Genomic DNA, 16,162 nt, shown 5'->3' with positions numbered 1-16,162 from the left:
TCTTGAGGTCTGTGCCGATCAGACTTCATCCATGGCTCAGCGCTTCGATGCCAACTCTTACCCCCTTAGTCCCGGGGTCCGCTTGCTCGAGGCAAGTGCTGGCACAGGTAAAACCTTTGCCTTGGCCCATCTCTGTCTCCGTCTGATTACGGAGGCCGATCACGCTCTCGACAGTCTGTTGGTGGTGACGTTCACCGATGCGGCAGCTGAAGAGCTGCGTTCACGCATCGGCCAGCGCCTGCAGCAGGCGTTGCAGGGTCTGGAACAACTGGAGCAGGGTCGAGATGCTTCTGCCCCAGATCCTGTTCTTGAGGATTGGCTGGCGGGAACGGACTCAGGGGATGCGCGTCAGCTTTGGATTCGCCGCTTGCTGGTGGCTCTGGAGCAGCTGGACCGGGCTGATATCACCACTATTCATGGCTTTTGCCGACGCAGTCTTCGCCGTTTAGCCCTCAGCAACGGTGCTGCGATGGAGCCCCAGCTCGACACCGATGCCACCGCGCTTCAGGCCGAAGTGGTGCAGGACCTCTGGCAACAGGAGCTGTTGAGCCTGCCGCCGGACCAGCTCAAGGGTTTACGTCAGCGTGGACTTTCCCCGCAGGCTCTCCGCAGGGGGTTAGCGCAACTCGATGGCGAACAGCCGCCGCGCTTTGGAGCCAGCGAAGCGGCAATCGATCTGGACGGCTCCCTCGCACCGCAGCTGGACCACTGGGTGGCGCAACTCTGGGAGGATTTTCTCCCGCTCTGGCATCGGGACCATGCCGCCCTTGATGCCGGGTTCCGCCAGGCCGCGGAACAATGGAAAGCCCAGGGATGTGGTTCCACCACCCCCTACTCCGCTAAGCCGAAGAGCGATCGCTGTGCGCAGATCAATCAGTGGCTCAGTGTCCAGACGGCTGTTCCCTCGCTGCTGGAGATTGCGTCCCATGAGAAGCCACTGAAGGAGTATTTCCACCCCTCCAGTTGGTGCCGTATCGCGCGGAAGTGCGGTGAAACCGACCCCAGCCTTGTGATGCCGGGATTGCAGGCCGCCGTAGCAGCGCTCTGGGATGCACCGTTGGAGCGCACCTGGCAGTACTTGCTGGAGCGAGGCTTGCAGGAGCTGGACCGCCGCCGCCGCCGTCGCGGTGTGATCACGTTTGCCGGATTGTTGGCGGCGATGGATCCCGGTGATGGCGACGTCGCTTGGCTTGCGTCGCTGCAACAGCGCTATCGGGCCGTGATGGTGGATGAGTTCCAGGACACCGACCCTGTGCAGTGGCGCCTCTTGCAGCGGGCCTTCGGCGATGGTGAACGCCATCTGCTGCTGATGGTCGGGGATCCCAAGCAGGCGATCTACCGCTTTCGCGGCGGTGATCTGGCGACCTACATGGCGGCCCGGCAGCAGGTGGAGCGGATCGATCAGTTGCTCGACAACTTCCGTACGACGGCACCGCTGATGGAGGGGTTGAACCGGTTGATGGCTCCTGGTCTCCCCCGCTCTGGGCTCCCAGTGCCCGCGGTGCAGCCCCGCAGCTCTGCAATGCCACCGCAGGACACCGCGGCGTTGCAACTGCAGTTGATCTCTACCGAGGCGCCATCCACCCGCAGTGCCTTGGAGGAGGAGATGCCCCAGCGCCTCGCTGCAATGGTGCTGGAGCAACTGCAGCAACAGGACAACCTCAACCCCGCCGACCTGTGTGTGTTGGTGAGCCGCCATCAGCAGGCTGAAGCGCTGCGGCGCGCCCTAGGGGCCTGTGGTCTCCCTACGCGCCTGGTGACGCAGGGGGATGTGCTCGAGAGTGAAGCCGCCCTGCTTTTGCAGTGGTTCCTCGATGCGCTGGCAGAACCGGGCGATGACGTTCGCCTGCGCTTGCTGGCCTGCTCGGGATTGATGGGCATACCGCCAAATGGCCTGGACCAGGAGCGGTTGGATCAGCTGGCTCTGCATTTGCGTGGACTGGCTGAGTTGATGCCCCGGCTGGGCCTGCTCGGAGCGCTGGCCGACCTGCTGAAGGGGGAACAGCTGGCGGGTCTGTCGGAACGGGGACGGATGTTGGGGGATCTTCAGCAGGCAGCTCGGCTGGTGCAGGAAGCGATGCACCTCCAGGGGCTGGACGTGGCCACTGCTGCTGATTGGTTGCGGCGGGAGCGGTTACACCCCAGTCGGCCCGTGCCGGAAGCGCGCCAGCCCCACAGCGATCAGGCCGACAGCGCCATCGCCGTGGTCACTGTTCACCGCAGCAAGGGTCTCGAATATCCGGTGGTGATTTGCCCGTATCTCTGGGAGTCACCCCCAGCTGTTGCTGGCCCGCTCTGGCGTGACCCCCGTTCTGGTGAGTGTCTGGTTCGGGTGGATGTCCACTGGGGTGAGGGTTGGCAAGCGGCGCAACAGGCGCAGCAGGAGGCCATGGCCGAGGCCGAGCGGCTGGCTTATGTCGCGGTGACCCGAGCCAAATCCCAGCTCATCCTGATCTGGGCTCGAGCCTTTGGCCAGGAGGGCTCGCCCATGCCTGCCTGGCTCTTTGGTGCTGAGGCGGCTGGAGACGCGATCGAAAGCCTGACCGATCAACGGCTGAGTGATGCCCTGGGCGAGCGAGAGGTTTCTATCCGCATCTCTCCCCTGGCGGAGAGCCTGCCCAGTGGGGCGCGTTGGCGGCCTCCGCTGCAGGCGGAGACGTTGGCCTTGGGTGCGATTCCCAAGCGCATCGATCGGAGTTGGGGACGGGCCAGTTACTCCGCCTGGATTGCCTCATCCGACGAGATTCGGCTCCATGAGCATGGGCGAGATCGTGACCCAGGGGCCGAGGAAGTTGTCTCGGCAGTTGCGGAACCAGAGTGGTCTGAGACGGGGCCTTTGGCGGCCTTCCCCCGTGGAGCTGCGGCGGGGGATTGCCTGCATCGGATTCTCGAACAGTTCCCCTTCACCGCAGCAGAGGCGCCGGAGCCAAGCGAACGACTGGAGCTGATCGCCGCCGAGTTACGGCGGGCTGGCCTCGATCCAGGCCTGCAGAACGATGTGTTGAAGGGCTTGGATCAGGTCCTTCAGACGCCCCTGGGTGGACCGTTGGGGTCGTTGTCGCTGGATCAGCTGGGCCTGGACCAGCGCCTGCCCGAACTCAGCTTTGATCTTCCGGTTCAGCACGTGCGTACAGCTGATCTGGTCGCTGCCTTTGCCTTAGATGCCCAAGCCCGTTTTGGTGCGTCCTACAGCCCTGCCTTGGCGTCGTTGTCGATCAACAGTCGTGGCTTTCTTACCGGGTCGATCGATCTGGTCTTCCAGGACCCCCAGCACAAGCGCTGGTGGGTCCTCGACTGGAAGAGCAACTGGATCGGTGAGCGGCGCACCGGTGTTGAACCCGGGCTGTGCGGTCCGCATCACTACTCCCAGGATGCGATGGAGGATCAGATGCTGCATCACCACTACCCCCTTCAGGCGCACCTCTACCTGGTGGCCCTGCATCGACATCTGCGTTGGCGGCTGCCGGATTACGCCCCCGAGCGGCATCTGGGGGGCTATGTCTACTGCTTCTTGCGGGGGATGCCCGGATCGATGAGTCCCTCTCCAGAGGGTCCTGTCGGCCCTGGCCGCATCGTCGAATCCGTGCCGCTTGATCGCATCGCAGCTCTTGATCGTGCCCTGTCTGAGGTGACGTCGTGACGGAGCTCCTGCCCCTGGGAAACAGTGGTTGGCCTTCCGGCTTTACGGCCGGTCTGCATGCCGCTTTGCGGCGTCGGATTCCGCCCCAAGTCGATGGCCCGGAGTTGGAGGAGCTCAGTCGCGACCTGATCGTGGCGTTGGAGCAGGGGGAGTTGACGGTGGCTCTCACGCCGGAACGTTTGGTCGTTGCTGAAGCCAGTGGATGGCTGCAGGGGGAGACCTCCCCCCTGCTCTGTCAGGGCGACCGGCTGGGCTGGCGTCGCTGGTTGCAGGCCATGGAGCAGGTGGTGGACGAGCTGGTGGAGCGGGCCCATGCTTCCTTCCCGGAGCCCGTCAACGATGCCGACCCAGGGCTGTCGGCTCGTCTCAATACTGAACAGTGCGCCGCCGTGCGCGCCCTTGATCAGGCGTCGGTCGTGCTGCTCAGCGGTGGCCCCGGAACGGGCAAGACCAGCACTGTGGTTGAGATTCTGGCCCGGGCGGAAGCACGCCATCCCGGCTTACGCATCGGATTGGCGGCACCCACCGGTAAGGCAGCCCGGCGCCTGGGGGATGCGGTGCTGTCCGAGCGGGCTCCGTTGCCCTGCAGCACCCTCCACCGCTGGCTCGAGGCTGGCAGCCGTGGATTCGGCAGACACCGTCATCGCCCTTTGGAGTTGGACCTTCTGGTGATCGATGAAATGTCGATGTTGGATCTGGCCCTGACCCAGGCCTTGCTGGAGGCGTTGCCCAGCGCTTGTCGGCTGCTGTTGGTGGGGGATCCAGCCCAGCTGCCTCCGGTGGGAAGTGGAGCGGTCTGGCATCGGCTTCAGCAGCCCGAGGTTCGCGCCCGTTTCGGCGCCGGTGCGGTGCATTTGGAACGCACCTATCGCAACCGAGGTGCCCTGGCCGAGATAGCGCAGCAGCTGCGCCAAGGGGATCTGACGGCATTCGCAGCGGATCTGACTGCCTTGCCCGAACAGGCCAATCTTCAGGTGCATCCCAGCCCCTTGCGTCGTTTTCCGGCGTTAGTGCGTGAGCGCTGGATGCAGCGCCTCAAACAATTGGAGGTGCTGGCGCATGACCTTGACCGCTGCAGCGACCAGGAGCTGATGGCAGCCTCCAGGTCATTGTTTGAGGCCCTGGAGCAGGACCTGCTGCTGTGTCCACGCCGTCGGGGCCCCTGGAGCCTTGAGGATGTTCATCGCACGCTGCTGGGGGCCAGTGCCCTGCTCAAAGTCGAGCGCTGGCCGGTCGGGTTGCCGGTGATCTGCGGCAGCAACCAACCGGAACTCGGTTTAGCCAATGGCGACCTTGGTGTTGCCATCGGGGCCGGTTCCGAACGACGTTTGCTGTTTCAGGTGATGGACCCGGATGGCCAGCTGGAGGTTCGCCGCTTCCATCCAGCCCGTTTGCGCCGCGTGGAGCCTGCTGTCGCCCTCACCATCCATCGGGCCCAGGGCAGTGAGGCGGATCGGGTGATCGTGCTTTGGCCTGATCCCCTGGAGGATGGACCGGCTGCTGATCATCAACGCCGATTGCTGTACACAGCCATTACCCGTGCCCGTGTCAGCCTTGACCTGGTGACAGTGATCTGACTCGGGTGAACTGATGCGTGTTGAGCGTCCCTGGGGCTGGTACGAAACGTTGGTCCAGGGGGAGAACTATTTGGTTAAACGCTTGCTTGTACGCGCCGGGCAGCAGTTGTCTTTGCAGCGGCATCATCACCGCAGCGAAAGTTGGACCGTGGTGTCTGGTTCAGGTGCTCTGCTCTGCGGTGATCACTCGCAACCGGCCAGCACTGGCGTCATGCTCTCCATCCCCTGCGGCGCCGTGCATCGGGCCCGTGCAGACGACACTGATTTGCTGATTCTCGAGGTTCAGCATGGTGAGGATCTGCGGGAAGACGACATCGAACGCCTGCAGGATGATTACGGCCGGGTGATAAATTGAACTTCAACCTTTGAAGCGTAGGCAACACAACCAGAGCGCAACTGTTTCGGTTGCAGGGAGGTTGTGAGCCTGATTTCAGAGATCAATCAGGCGAAGCCACCTTCTATGACTGAACAGCAGCAGCAGCGCGACGATTCCGCCTGCGCAGTCGATCTTTCTGCATCGGCTCTTCCGGAATCTGAACCGAATGCTGAGGTGTTCACCACCACCATCACGCCGTCTGAACCGGAGTCCGGTTTTGCTGGTTTTGGCTTTAGCGAAGCCATGATGCGCACCTTGGCTGATAAGGGATACAGCGAACCGTCCCCAATTCAGAAGGCGGCATTCCCCGAGCTGATGCTTGGCCGTGATCTGGTGGGTCAGGCCCAGACTGGCACCGGCAAAACAGCAGCGTTTGCGTTGCCGTTGCTTGAGCGTCTGGAAAGCGGCCAGAAAACCCCCCAGGCCCTGGTGCTCGCCCCCACCCGGGAGCTGGCGATGCAGGTGGCCGATTCCTTCAAGGCCTATTCCGCCGGCCATCCTCACCTGAAGGTGCTTGCGGTTTACGGCGGCACGGATTTCCGCTCTCAGATCAGTGCCCTCAGGCGCGGGGTTGATGTGGTGGTGGGCACGCCTGGACGGGTGATGGATCACATGCGGCAGGGCACCCTCGACACCAGTGGGCTGCGAAGCCTTGTGCTTGATGAAGCGGACGAAATGCTCCGCATGGGCTTCATCGACGATGTGGAGTGGATCCTTGGCCAGTTGCCTGAGCAGCGGCAGGTGGTGCTGTTCTCGGCAACGATGCCGCCGGAGATCCGTCGCCTGTCCAAGCGTTATCTCAAGGACCCTGCTGAGGTCACGATCCGCACCAAGGATCAGGAGGGCAAGCGAATCCGCCAGCGTTCGATCACGGTGCCGATGCCGCACAAGCTCGAGGCCCTGCAACGGGTTCTGGATGCCTGTGGTGGTGAGGGTGTCATCATCTTCGCCAGAACCAAAGCGATCACCCTGACGGTGGCCGAAACCCTCGAAGCAGGCGGCCATCAGGTGGCGGTTCTCAACGGCGACGTTCCGCAGAACCAGCGGGAACGCACTGTGGAGCGGCTTCGCAGTGGATCGGTCGACATCCTTGTGGCCACCGACGTTGCGGCCCGCGGTCTCGATGTTGAGCGCATCGGTTTGGTGATCAACTACGACATGCCGTTCGATAGCGAGGCCTATGTGCACCGCATCGGCCGGACGGGCCGGGCCGGTCGGACCGGTGAAGCCGTTCTGTTTGTGACCCCACGGGAACGACGCTTCATTCGCAACCTCGAGCGGGCTACCGGTCAGCCGATCGAAGCGATTGAAGTACCTGGCAACACGGCGATCAACCAGGGACGTCTTGACCGTCTGCGCAAGCGCTTGAGTGATGCGGCTCAGTCGGAACGATCCGATGCCGACGAAGCGGCCCTGCTTCAGGAGTTGATGCAGCGGGTGGCAACAGAGCTGGAATTGAGCCCTGAGCAACTGGCCATGGCGGCTCTCAATTTGGCGATCGGTCCTGATCCGCTTCTGCGTAAAGGGGATGATGACTGGATTCAGAACACCCGTCGCAACGACCGTGACCGCGATCGGAATGGGGGAGAACGCCGAGAGCGGCGCGACCGACCGGCGCGGGCTCCCGAGGAGAACATGCAGCGTTACCGGGTTGAGGTGGGCCACCGCGATCGGGTGAAGCCGGGCAACTTGGTAGGGGCTATTGCTGGCGAGACCGGTCTGCAGGGACGGATGATCGGTCGCATTCAGATTTTTGATAACCACAGCCTGGTGGACCTGCCCAAGGGCATGCCCGAGGATGTGTTCAACAATCTGCGTCGCTTGCGGGTGATGAACCGCGAACTGCAGATCACTCAGGCCTCCTGATGCGCAAGCTTCTGGCTGTTGCCCTGGTCATGGCCCCTGTTTCGGTAGTGGCTTCGGACAACAGCCTGATCACCCAGTTCTGCAGAACGGCCGTCAAGGCCGAGCTGCAGAGCGCTGGGAAGGTTCCTCCTGAAGGCATGGTGGAAGACACCTGCCGCTGTTTCCTGGCGGAGGTGCAGAACGGGGCTGGAATCACGGGGGCCCAGGCCTCCTGCAAGGCCAAGGCGGCTGAGGCCTACTCCTTCTGATCCCAGGGACTCGATTTGGGTTAGAGATTGCACACCTGAACGGTGACTTCAGGCTGAAGCAGGGCCAGCTTCTCCACGACCCGAATCAGCTCGATTTGCTCAGTTGGTGTGGACTGAGGGATCAGGCTGTTGAGCAGCACAAGCTTGTCACCAGGATCCAGTTCCCCGTCAGTGGTCCAGCACAGGGCTTGGCAGTAAAGGCTGTCGAATGTCATCTCACTTCTCTGTCAGGGTCTTCTGACAATGGTGTGGAACGGCGAATCACGGGCAGGTCTTCGGAATTGCTTCTTTTTTTTGTGTTGTTTCATACGACTGCCCTGTAACGTCATCGGGTTCACGTTTGAGCACTGGCACTTTCCGAGCTTTCGGAACCGGCTCAAGCGATCGATCAAGTCCAACGGTTCCACGGTCCATGACCATCTACATCGGCAATCTTTCGTTCCAGGCGGAGCAAGAGCACCTCGTTGATCTCTTCACTGAGTACGGCGAGGTCAAAAACTGCAGCCTTCCCTTGGATCGGGAGACAGGTCGCAAACGCGGTTTCGCCTTCGTCGAGATGGCCAACGATGCCGATGAACAGAAAGCCATCGACGACCTCCAGGACGTCGAGTGGATGGGCCGCATGATTCGCGTGAGTAAAGCCACCCCCCGGGAGCGTTCCGGCGGCCCCCGTGGCGGCGGCGGCGGTTACCGCGGCTGAGGCTTAAGCCTCGGCGTCCAACAGGTCCAACTCCATTTCACGTTGGCTCAGTTGATGCAGACGATCCGCGCTGCCGTCGATTGGGCCTGGTTGTTTGTCTTGGTGATTCTGGAGTTGCGGCAACACAGCCCGCAGTCCACGACGTTTTTGCCGTGCCAAGTAACGGTGAAAGCGGTTGAACGACCTTGATCGGCTCATGGCACCTCCTTCGGTTGTTCTTCCGTTGTAGTGCGTCTTCAGAGGGAGAAAACCCTGTTGGAACGAACCCTCAGCAAAGCTTCAGCAAGCCGCTCACCGTTGATGCGGTTGCTGCGTCACCTCGCCCCGCAGCGTCGTTTGGTGCTCGCTGCAGTGAGCTGCTCTCTGCTCAACAAACTGTTCGATCTGGCGCCACCAGCCTTGATCGGTCTTGCCCTGGATGTGGTGTTGCGTGGTGAGCAATCTGTGTTGGCGGGCTTTGGTCTGAAGACGGCGGGCCAGCAACTGTGGATGCTGGCCCTGCTCACCTTTGTGATCTGGGCGGCGGAGTCGCTGTTCGAGTACCTCTACGACGTGCTCTGGCGCAACCTGGCGCAGACCACACAACACAGCCTGCGGCTCGAGGCCTACGACCATCTACAGAAGCTGGAGCTGGCCTTTTTCGAGCAGGACAGCACCGGTCGTCTGATGTCGGTACTCAATGACGACATCAATCAGCTCGAACGCTTTCTGGATCGAGGTGCCAATCAGATCCTGCAGTTGATCACCACCGTTCTGGTGGTGGGCATTGGCATGGCGATGGTGGCGCCGGAGGTGGCCCTGTTCGCCTATTTGCCGATCCCGGTGATTCTCTGGGGATCACTTCATTTTCAGCGCCAGCTGGCGCCGCGTTATCGGGAAGTGCGGGCAAGGGCTGGTGATCTTGCCTCCCGGCTCGCCAACAACTTGGGGGGGATGCTCACGATCAAGAGCTTCACTGCAGAGGCACTCGAACTGGAGCGCCTGCGCGCTGAAAGCCTGGCCTACCGCCAGAGCAACGCCCGTGCGATCCGTCTCTCGGCAGCCTTCATTCCCTTGATCCGCTTCGCGATCCTGTTCGCCTTCTTGGCGATTCTGTTGATCGGTGGCTTCAAGGCCTTGGCCGGTGAACTGCCGGTCGCCACCTACAGCGTTCTGGTGTTCATTACCCAGAGGCTTTTGTGGCCGTTGACCGCCATTGGCCGAACCCTGGATGAGTACCAGCGCTCGATGGCATCCACGCAGCGGGTGCTTGATCTGATCGATACGCCGGTGATGATTCAGGGAGGGATGGTCCCTGCTGATCCGCAGCGGCTGCGGGGTGAGATTCGCTTTGAAGCCGTTGATTTCGCCTATTCAGGGCGTTCAGCGCTGTTGCAGGGCTTTGATCTGACAGTTCCGGCAGGCTCGACCCTGGGCATCGTCGGGGCCACAGGTTCCGGCAAGAGCACGGTGGTGAAACTCTTGTTGCGTCTGTATGAGCGCGATGGCGGACGCATCTGCCTGGATGGTGTCCCCATCGACACCCTGCAGCTTCAGGACCTGCGCCGTTGCATCGCCCTGGTTAGTCAAGACGTCTACCTCTTCCATGGCACCGTTGCCGAGAACATCGCCTATGGGGTGGCGGATCCCGACCCGGTGGCGATTGAGCAGGCCGCTTGCTTAGCGGAAGCCTCCGGATTCATCGATGCCTTGCCCCAGGGGTATGACACCTTGGTTGGCGAACGGGGCCAGCGTCTATCCGGTGGGCAGCGCCAGCGCATTGCTCTGGCCCGCGCCATTCTCAAGGACGCTCCAGTGCTGGTGCTCGACGAAGCCACCGCAGCGGTGGACAACGACACCGAAGCTGCCATCCAGCGGTCGTTGACTCAGATCACTCAGCACCGCACAACCCTGGTGATTGCCCATCGGTTGAGCACAGTCCGCCATGCCGACTGGATTGTGGTGATGAATCAAGGCCGGATTGTGGAACAGGGCTGCCACGACAATCTGGTGGCCGAAGGCGGGATCTACACCAATCTCTGGCAGGTGCAGGCCGGAGAAGGGGTTATTTCTTCCTGAAGCAAGCGTTGTTGGCGGCCGGCGCGGTGACCATGCTGGGTCCGCAAGCCGGCGGTGCAGCCATGGCCATGCAGGCCTCGATCAGCCATGTCATGCATCACCCCCTCGGGGTGTTTTCGCTGTTGGTGGCCATCAGTGCGGCGGTGCCGCCGTTGATCCGGCGGCTCGGTCTGCCTGATCTGGTGGGATTACTGGCGGCCGGCGTGGTCGTGGGGCCCCACGCTTTGAACTGGGTCGACAGCACCAGCGAAACGGTTCGGCTGCTTTCAGATCTCGGGGCGGTGTATTTGCTGTTCACGATGGGTCTGGAAATTGACCTGGAGGAGTTCAACCGGGTTAAACGCCGATCTTTCATTTATGGCCTGCTGATCCTGTTGATCGGTGTGGGAACGGGCGTGTCGATTGGTCTCTTGGCTGGTTTTGCTTCGGTGTCGTGCCTGTTGCTCGGTGCCTTGATGGCCACCCACACCCCGCTTGGCTATCCGATCGTGCGCAGCTACGGAGCCCAGAAGGATGAGTCGGTAGTGGTGAGTGTGGGCAGCACGATCTTCACCGACATCGTGGCCCTGCTGCTGTTGGCGGTGGGTCTTGGTCTGGGTCAGGGAAGCCTCAGCGGCATGGGCCTCAGCCTGTTGCTGCTCAAAATCGGCATCTTTGCCCTGGTTGTGGTGCTGGGCATCCGCTGGCTGGGCCGCCGCCTGGTGCTGCGCGGCATCAGCGATGAAAACAGGATGGTGCTCGCCGTTTTGGTGGCTTTGTTCCTGGCTTCCCTGGGCGCTGAGCTGGCTGGCGTTGAGAAGATTGTCGGCGCCTTCTTGGCCGGCCTGGCGGTGAATTCCGTTTTGCCCGAAGGCCGGGTCAAGGAACAGGTGATCTTCGTGGGTGGGGTGCTGTTCATCCCGATCTTCTTCATTGATCTGGGATTGCTGTTGGATCTGGGCAGCCTGGGGCAGAGCCTGAGCAATTTTCAGTTCACCGCGTTGATGCTGGTGGGCGCGATCGGCGGCAAGGGGCTGGCGTCGTGGCTCAGCGGACGGCTGTTCGGCTATCGCCGCGCCCAGATTTTGATGATGTGGTCGCTGACGATGCCCAAGGTGGCGGCGACTCTGGCCACTGCATTCATCGGCTATCAGGCGGGTCTGCTCAATCAGACCGTGCTGAACAGCGTGCTGGCGGTGATGGTGGTGACGGCCACCCTGGGGCCGATCCTGACCGAGCAGTCGGTGACTCGGCTCAAGGATCCCAGTCCGGATGCGGTGCCGGTCAGCTTCGGGGAGGAGGCGGCAGTTCTTGATGGCGTCAACGAGGTTGTTCAGCGCCCCTTGCGGATCGTGGTGCCCGTGGCCAACCCCAGCACCGAGAAGGGGCTGTTGAGCATGGCGGCTCGCTTGGTGCAGGGCTCGTCGGGGGCTGAAGGTCTGCTGCTTCCTCTGGCAATGGTGAATCCCAGCCTCGAGGAGATGCGCGGCGGCTTGAACCGGGCGGTTGCAGCGGCTCGCGGGCGGCTCAGCACGGCTGAGGCCATCGGCGCTCAGTTGGCCGTCCCCACCCGCAGCTTGCTGCGGCTGGATGAGGATATTGCTGGTGGCATGAGCCGCACGGCGCTTGAACAGGCCGCAGACCTGTTGTTGATCGGTGCTGCTCGTACGGATCAGCTGCGGGCTTGGCTGATGGGCGACATTGTCGATGGGGTCTGCCGCACAGCGCACTGTCCGGTGGTGGTGGTGAACTTTGGCCGCGACTCCGACAGCGGTCTGGGCCGGATCCTTGTTCCGATCAAAGACCTCTCCGCCAGTACTCGCGAGCAATTCGAACTGGCGCTGCGGGTGATCAATTCAGCCCCGGAGGAACAGCGCCTCCGGATCACCCTGCTTCATGTGCACGACCCTCGCTTCAGCGGGCAGGACCGTCAGTGGATGGAGCAGCAGCTGATTCGCTGGCGACCGCCGGGGATTCCGGCGGAGCGGTTCCACATCGTGATCGTGCGGGGACCCGGTATCGATGGTGCCATTCATCGACTCAGCCGCGAGCACGATCTGGTGATCCTTCGCACCCAGCGGAGACGGGTGGCGGGTCTGCCGATTCCTGGCAGTGATCGCACCAGCAAATTGATCCGCCAGCTTCCTTGCGCCTCGATGGTGATCAGCGACCCTCTGGTTTAAGCGGGAGGCCGTCCGACCCTCTACCGGAGACAGGATCTGCACGCCAAGATGCGGAATAGCTTGTATTCCATGGCACAAGACCCTCCTGCCAAGCCATCTTCTGAGGCCACCAGGTGGCCGGTTGTTTCTGCTGTGGTGGTGGGTCTTAGCGGCGGCCTCATGCTTTCGGTGCCGCTGAGCCGATTGATCAATACGGAACCGTCAAAGACGTCAGACCAACCCGTGACGGCAGCCCAGCCCGCGCCGCTGGCCAACCCATTCGCCGGCTGGACTGGCTTCGGTGCGAGGGAAGTGGTGGTGCTGGGCCGTGATCGCACCGGCAAAAACACCGATGTGATCTTCACGGTGCGGGTAAAGGGCACCACCACGACGATTACCCAGATTCCCCGCGATAGCTACATCGATGCTGAGGGCTTTGGGGGCATCAAGCTCAATGCGCTAATGGCCTACGGCGGTGTGGAGGCGGTGGAGCGGGAGTTGTCTCGACTGATGAATCGCCCGATCCGCCATCACATCGTGGTGCGCCTGGATGCGATCGAAACCCTGGCCAACCTGGTGGGAGGGATCGAGGTGGATGTTCCCAAGCGGCTGTATTACGTCGATCGCAGTCAGAACTTGGTGATCGACCTGCAGCCAGGCCCTCAGCTATTGAAGGGCAAGGATCTTGAGGGTTTTCTGCGTTGGCGCAATGACGGCCGCGGCGATTTCGGCCGGCTGGAACGGCAGCAGTTGGCCCTCAAAGGCCTATTCGAACAAATGAAACAACCGCAGAATTTGATTCGCCTGCCGGCCTTGATTACTGCTGCGGGTCAGGCGTTGGAGACGGATTTGGGGCCGATGGAATTGGGTGGCTTAATTACCGCTATGGGCACTACCGATCTCAATGCCTCCAGCTTGAATGCGGTGCCTTTCAACTCCGATGGCATCAGCTACCTGGATACGGAGTGGCCTGCCAAGTCAAGCAGTGGTGCAGATGCCAGTGAGGCCAGCAGTCAGCGCTTCAGATTTTTGTTCTGATCAGATCAGCAGAGTTAGTGAACGCACCACCCGGCCGCAGATTTCACCAACCTTGCTCCAACGGTCTTCGTTGACGCTTGTTGCCAAGGTGTAAAGCCGGCCGCGGTCGACCACTACGGTCGCCAGCTCATGACGGTCGCGGTCTTCCAGGTGCACGGCATATTCCAGGTCGTAGAACGTGTGGCCATTCACCTCGCGCTCCTGCGCTTCCACAAGCTCGGCGGTGCGGCCGCTGCCAGCCGTGGCGATCACTTCTCGGCGCAAGCGTTCACCTACCGCAACGGCGCTGCCAAGTTCGTTGAGTTCGTTGTCTTCGCTCACCTTGTTGATCATCAGGCTCACGGTCTCATCGCTGTGGATTAGGTCGTGAAACACCACCCGCGGCCCGTTGCTCACCTGAACCTCGGTCCAACCGGTTGGATAGAGAAAGGCGAAACGGCCATCCGGGCTCTGATACGACTGCAGCCCTGCCGTCGGTCCCGCTGCGCAGGCCCCCAGCACCACTGCCAGGACGCCGCAAAGAATCACGCGACTCAGAGATCGGAAGTGCTGCATTAACAGGGTGATCAATCCACTGGTCATTCTGCCGCTTTGGCCTGATCGCTGTGAGCTGACCAAAATCTCGACCTTTGCCAGCCTTGGGTGGCTTGTTGCGGTGGACGCCATGGCATCGGATCAGGATCAGGCCTTCATGCGACAGGCGATCAAGGTGATGCGTGATGCCGGCGTTGTGAACAAAAGCGGCGGCCCCTTTGGAGCAGTGATCGTCAAGGACGGTGCGGTCATCGCAGCCGCAGGCAACAGCGTGATCCAGGACAACGACCCCAGTGCCCATGCCGAGGTCAATGCCATCCGCCAGGCCTGCCGAACTCTCGACAACTGGGACCTCAGCGGCTGCGTGATGTACTCGAGTTGTGAATGTTGCCCGATGTGTTACTCCACGGCCTATTGGGCCAACATCCGTCAGGTCTTCTACGCGGCCTCCTGGAGTGATTACGACGATCTCTTCTCTGATCGGGCGATCAATGACGACATTCGTAGGCCCATGCCTGAAAAGGAGATTCGGATGCAGCAGATCCTTCAGAACGAAGCGCAGGCGGTGTGGGCCGAGTTCCGTCAGTTGCCCGATGGAGCCCGCTATTGAGCTTCAACCGGAGACCTGCTGACTGATCGCCCAGCTCAGCCCAAGGAGAGCCGCGATCGAGAGCAGCGCCAGTTGGTTGCCTCGCCCACTGTTGCCTCCGCTGATCCAGCGGCGATAGATGCGCTGGGCCGCCGGTACCAACAGCCAACCCGTCAGCGCCACCGAACAGATGTTGCCCACAAGAATTGCGCTGGAGTAGCCCAGCCCAAGCGGGTTGATCAGGCTGTTGAGGATCAGCACCGTTGGGTAGAGGCATAGCAGCACCAGCAGGTTCACCTTCCAGGTGGGTGGGGCATCGGCCTGCGGGTCTTCAGCCACCCAGGCGGCGAAGCCCTTCCAGTTGGTTTCGGCCGAGCAGCTGTAGCCCAGCCCGTCCATGGCCTTCAGCAGCTGGCTCCGTTCCCGGCTCACCATCCAGCCCACGAAACAGTCGACATCCCGCCAGTGCGTGCGGGTGATCAGCCGGTTTGGCGTGGCCGAATCGATCTGATCGGGGCCAACGGTGTCCAGGCAACCGGGCCAGTTCCGCTCGGCGGCCAGTAGCCGCTTCAGTTCTCGCATGGCCAGCGCTTGAGAGTCGCCCTGCAGGGTGTGCTCCACCTGAAACACAAAACCCTGAGCTCCCGTGCCGTCGCGTTGGGGGGTGTCGGCCATTGCGCTCTCCACGCCACAGTCCATGCCACTGAAAGTCTGTTGCGGCAAATGATCTCTGCAACTCCTACATTTCCCGCATTGGCGGCAGACCACTGAGCGGCTTCACCAAACCGTTGGCCCGACTGATTGATCAGTTCGAGCGTCTGCCCGGCATCGGCCCGCGCACGGCTCAGCGGCTTGCGTTGCATCTTCTGAATCAGCCCGAGGAGCAGATCCACCAGTTCGCGGATGCCCTCTTAGCGGCCCGCACCCAGGTGGGCCAGTGCCAGACCTGCTTTCACCTCTCCGCGGAGCCGGAGTGTGAGATCTGCCGTAACCCGGAGCGCCGCAATGGGGTGATCTGCGTGGTGGCCGATTCCCGGGATCTTCTGGCCTTGGAGCGCACCCGCGAATTTCAAGGTCGTTATCACGTTCTTGGTGGACTGATTTCGCCGATGGATGGCATTGGTCCGGAGCTTCTCCATGTGACTGCATTGGTGCAGCGGATCAGCAAGGAGGAGATCACCGAGGTGATCCTGGCCCTCACCCCAAGTGTTGAAGGGGATACCACCAGCTTGTATCTGGCACGGTTGTTGAAGCCCTTCTGTCCGGTGAGCCGGATCGCCTACGGCCTGCCGATGGGGAGTGAACTCGAATACGCCGATGAGGTCACCCTGAGCCGAGCCTTGGAGGGGCGCCGGCCGGTTGATTGATTGATGTCAGTGCCCTGATTCGTTGTTT

15 protein-coding genes are annotated in these 16,162 nt (G+C 61.8%); 11 read left to right on the top strand and 4 right to left on the bottom strand.

Annotated elements, in window-relative coordinates:
• The first annotated feature begins 31 nt into the window (after positions 1-31).
• The 5 genes from DXY30_RS01170 (at position 32) to DXY30_RS01150 (ending at position 7,707) form a co-directional block, all read left to right on the top strand.
• Positions 32-3,640: a UvrD-helicase domain-containing protein gene (locus DXY30_RS01170; RefSeq protein WP_115093028.1), complete on the top strand. Its 3,609-nt coding sequence runs from the start codon at positions 32-34 to the stop codon at positions 3,638-3,640.
• Positions 3,637-5,217: an ATP-dependent RecD-like DNA helicase gene (locus DXY30_RS01165; protein WP_115093027.1), complete on the top strand. Its 1,581-nt coding sequence runs from the start codon at positions 3,637-3,639 to the stop codon at positions 5,215-5,217. The genes DXY30_RS01170 and DXY30_RS01165 overlap by 4 nt, the downstream gene beginning before the upstream one ends.
• A 13-nt stretch (positions 5,218-5,230) precedes the next feature.
• Positions 5,231-5,572 carry a phosphomannose isomerase type II C-terminal cupin domain gene (locus DXY30_RS01160; RefSeq protein ID WP_115093026.1) on the top strand — a complete coding sequence of 114 codons (342 nt, stop codon included), beginning with the start codon at positions 5,231-5,233 and terminating at the stop codon, positions 5,570-5,572.
• A gap of 105 nt (positions 5,573-5,677) precedes the next feature.
• Entirely contained in the window at positions 5,678-7,459 is a 1,782-nt protein-coding gene (locus tag DXY30_RS01155) for a DEAD/DEAH box helicase (RefSeq protein WP_115093025.1), read from the top strand.
• Positions 7,459-7,707 (top strand): hypothetical protein, encoded by a 249-nt coding sequence (locus tag DXY30_RS01150; protein WP_115093024.1) that lies wholly within the window; start codon positions 7,459-7,461, stop codon positions 7,705-7,707. The genes DXY30_RS01155 and DXY30_RS01150 overlap by 1 nt, the downstream gene beginning before the upstream one ends.
• 20 nt (positions 7,708-7,727) lie before the next feature.
• On the opposite strand, the gene DXY30_RS01145 is transcribed toward DXY30_RS01150, so the two are convergent.
• Positions 7,728-7,922: a hypothetical protein gene (locus tag DXY30_RS01145; RefSeq protein ID WP_115093023.1), complete on the bottom strand. Its 195-nt coding sequence runs from the start codon at positions 7,920-7,922 to the stop codon at positions 7,728-7,730.
• Between the two features lie 197 nt (positions 7,923-8,119).
• Here DXY30_RS01145 and DXY30_RS01140 point away from each other — a divergent pair, with 197 nt between their 5' ends.
• A complete protein-coding gene (locus DXY30_RS01140) occupies positions 8,120-8,407 on the top strand; it encodes an RNA-binding protein (RefSeq protein ID WP_115093022.1) in 288 nt (95 codons plus the stop codon).
• 3 nt (positions 8,408-8,410) lie between these two features.
• Here DXY30_RS01140 and DXY30_RS01135 read toward each other — a convergent pair whose 3' ends face one another.
• Positions 8,411-8,566: a hypothetical protein gene (locus tag DXY30_RS01135; protein WP_244281189.1), complete on the bottom strand. Its 156-nt coding sequence runs from the start codon at positions 8,564-8,566 to the stop codon at positions 8,411-8,413.
• Positions 8,567-8,707: 141 nt separating this feature from the next.
• Here DXY30_RS01135 and DXY30_RS01130 point away from each other — a divergent pair, with 141 nt between their 5' ends.
• The 3 genes from DXY30_RS01130 (at position 8,708) to DXY30_RS01120 (ending at position 13,644) form a co-directional block, all read left to right on the top strand.
• On the top strand, positions 8,708-10,465 hold the full coding sequence (locus DXY30_RS01130) for an ABC transporter ATP-binding protein (protein ID WP_170951077.1): 1,758 nt from the start codon (positions 8,708-8,710) through the stop codon (positions 10,463-10,465).
• A gap of 62 nt (positions 10,466-10,527) precedes the next feature.
• Complete coding sequence (locus tag DXY30_RS01125) at positions 10,528-12,627, top strand: cation:proton antiporter (protein WP_115093056.1); 2,100 nt, start codon at positions 10,528-10,530, stop codon at positions 12,625-12,627.
• A gap of 69 nt (positions 12,628-12,696) precedes the next feature.
• Positions 12,697-13,644 (top strand): LCP family protein, encoded by a 948-nt coding sequence (locus DXY30_RS01120; protein ID WP_115093020.1) that lies wholly within the window; start codon positions 12,697-12,699, stop codon positions 13,642-13,644.
• Here DXY30_RS01120 and psbP read toward each other — a convergent pair whose 3' ends face one another.
• The gene (gene psbP, locus DXY30_RS01115) at positions 13,645-14,226 is read right to left on the bottom strand and encodes a photosystem II reaction center PsbP (RefSeq protein ID WP_115093019.1); all 582 of its coding nucleotides are present in this window, start codon (positions 14,224-14,226) and stop codon (positions 13,645-13,647) included.
• Between psbP and DXY30_RS01110 the strand changes: the two genes are divergently transcribed.
• Positions 14,207-14,788, top strand: coding sequence for a nucleoside deaminase (locus tag DXY30_RS01110; protein WP_244281187.1), 582 nt, complete (start codon positions 14,207-14,209; stop codon positions 14,786-14,788). The genes psbP and DXY30_RS01110 overlap by 20 nt on opposite strands.
• A 3-nt stretch (positions 14,789-14,791) precedes the next feature.
• Here DXY30_RS01110 and DXY30_RS01105 read toward each other — a convergent pair whose 3' ends face one another.
• On the bottom strand, positions 14,792-15,442 hold the full coding sequence (locus DXY30_RS01105; RefSeq protein ID WP_137006759.1) for a hypothetical protein: 651 nt from the start codon (positions 15,440-15,442) through the stop codon (positions 14,792-14,794).
• A 113-nt stretch (positions 15,443-15,555) separates the two neighbouring features.
• Here DXY30_RS01105 and recR point away from each other — a divergent pair, with 113 nt between their 5' ends.
• Entirely contained in the window at positions 15,556-16,134 is a 579-nt protein-coding gene (gene recR / locus DXY30_RS01100) for a recombination mediator RecR (protein WP_115093017.1), read from the top strand.
• Positions 16,135-16,162: the final 28 nt, after the last annotated feature.

This window comes from Synechococcus sp. UW106, assembly GCF_900474015.1.
In the GTDB taxonomy this organism is placed as follows: Bacteria; Cyanobacteriota; Cyanobacteriia; order PCC-6307; family Cyanobiaceae; genus Parasynechococcus.
Note: the sequence above shows the minus strand (reverse complement) of the source record. Positions and strands in the feature narration are given on the sequence as shown.

Bases quoted from the DNA above. Each gene is read 5' to 3' on its own strand.
- DXY30_RS01145 (WP_115093023.1), bottom strand. From the start codon at position 7,922: ATGACATTCGACAGCCTTTACTGCCAAGCCCTGTGCTGGACCACTGAC.
- psbP (WP_115093019.1), bottom strand. From the start codon at position 14,226: ATGACCAGTGGATTGATCACCCTGTTAATGCAGCACTTCCGATCTCTG.
- DXY30_RS01140 (WP_115093022.1), top strand. From the start codon at position 8,120: ATGACCATCTACATCGGCAATCTTTCGTTCCAGGCGGAGCAAGAGCAC.
- DXY30_RS01125 (WP_115093056.1), top strand. From the start codon at position 10,528: ATGGCCATGCAGGCCTCGATCAGCCATGTCATGCATCACCCCCTCGGG.
- DXY30_RS01150 (WP_115093024.1), top strand. From the start codon at position 7,459: ATGCGCAAGCTTCTGGCTGTTGCCCTGGTCATGGCCCCTGTTTCGGTA.
- DXY30_RS01170 (WP_115093028.1), top strand. From the start codon at position 32: ATGGCTCAGCGCTTCGATGCCAACTCTTACCCCCTTAGTCCCGGGGTC.
- DXY30_RS01155 (WP_115093025.1), top strand. From the start codon at position 5,678: ATGACTGAACAGCAGCAGCAGCGCGACGATTCCGCCTGCGCAGTCGAT.
- DXY30_RS01160 (WP_115093026.1), top strand. From the start codon at position 5,231: ATGCGTGTTGAGCGTCCCTGGGGCTGGTACGAAACGTTGGTCCAGGGG.
- DXY30_RS01105 (WP_137006759.1), bottom strand. From the start codon at position 15,442: ATGGCCGACACCCCCCAACGCGACGGCACGGGAGCTCAGGGTTTTGTG.
- DXY30_RS01130 (WP_170951077.1), top strand. From the start codon at position 8,708: ATGCGGTTGCTGCGTCACCTCGCCCCGCAGCGTCGTTTGGTGCTCGCT.
- DXY30_RS01120 (WP_115093020.1), top strand. From the start codon at position 12,697: ATGGCACAAGACCCTCCTGCCAAGCCATCTTCTGAGGCCACCAGGTGG.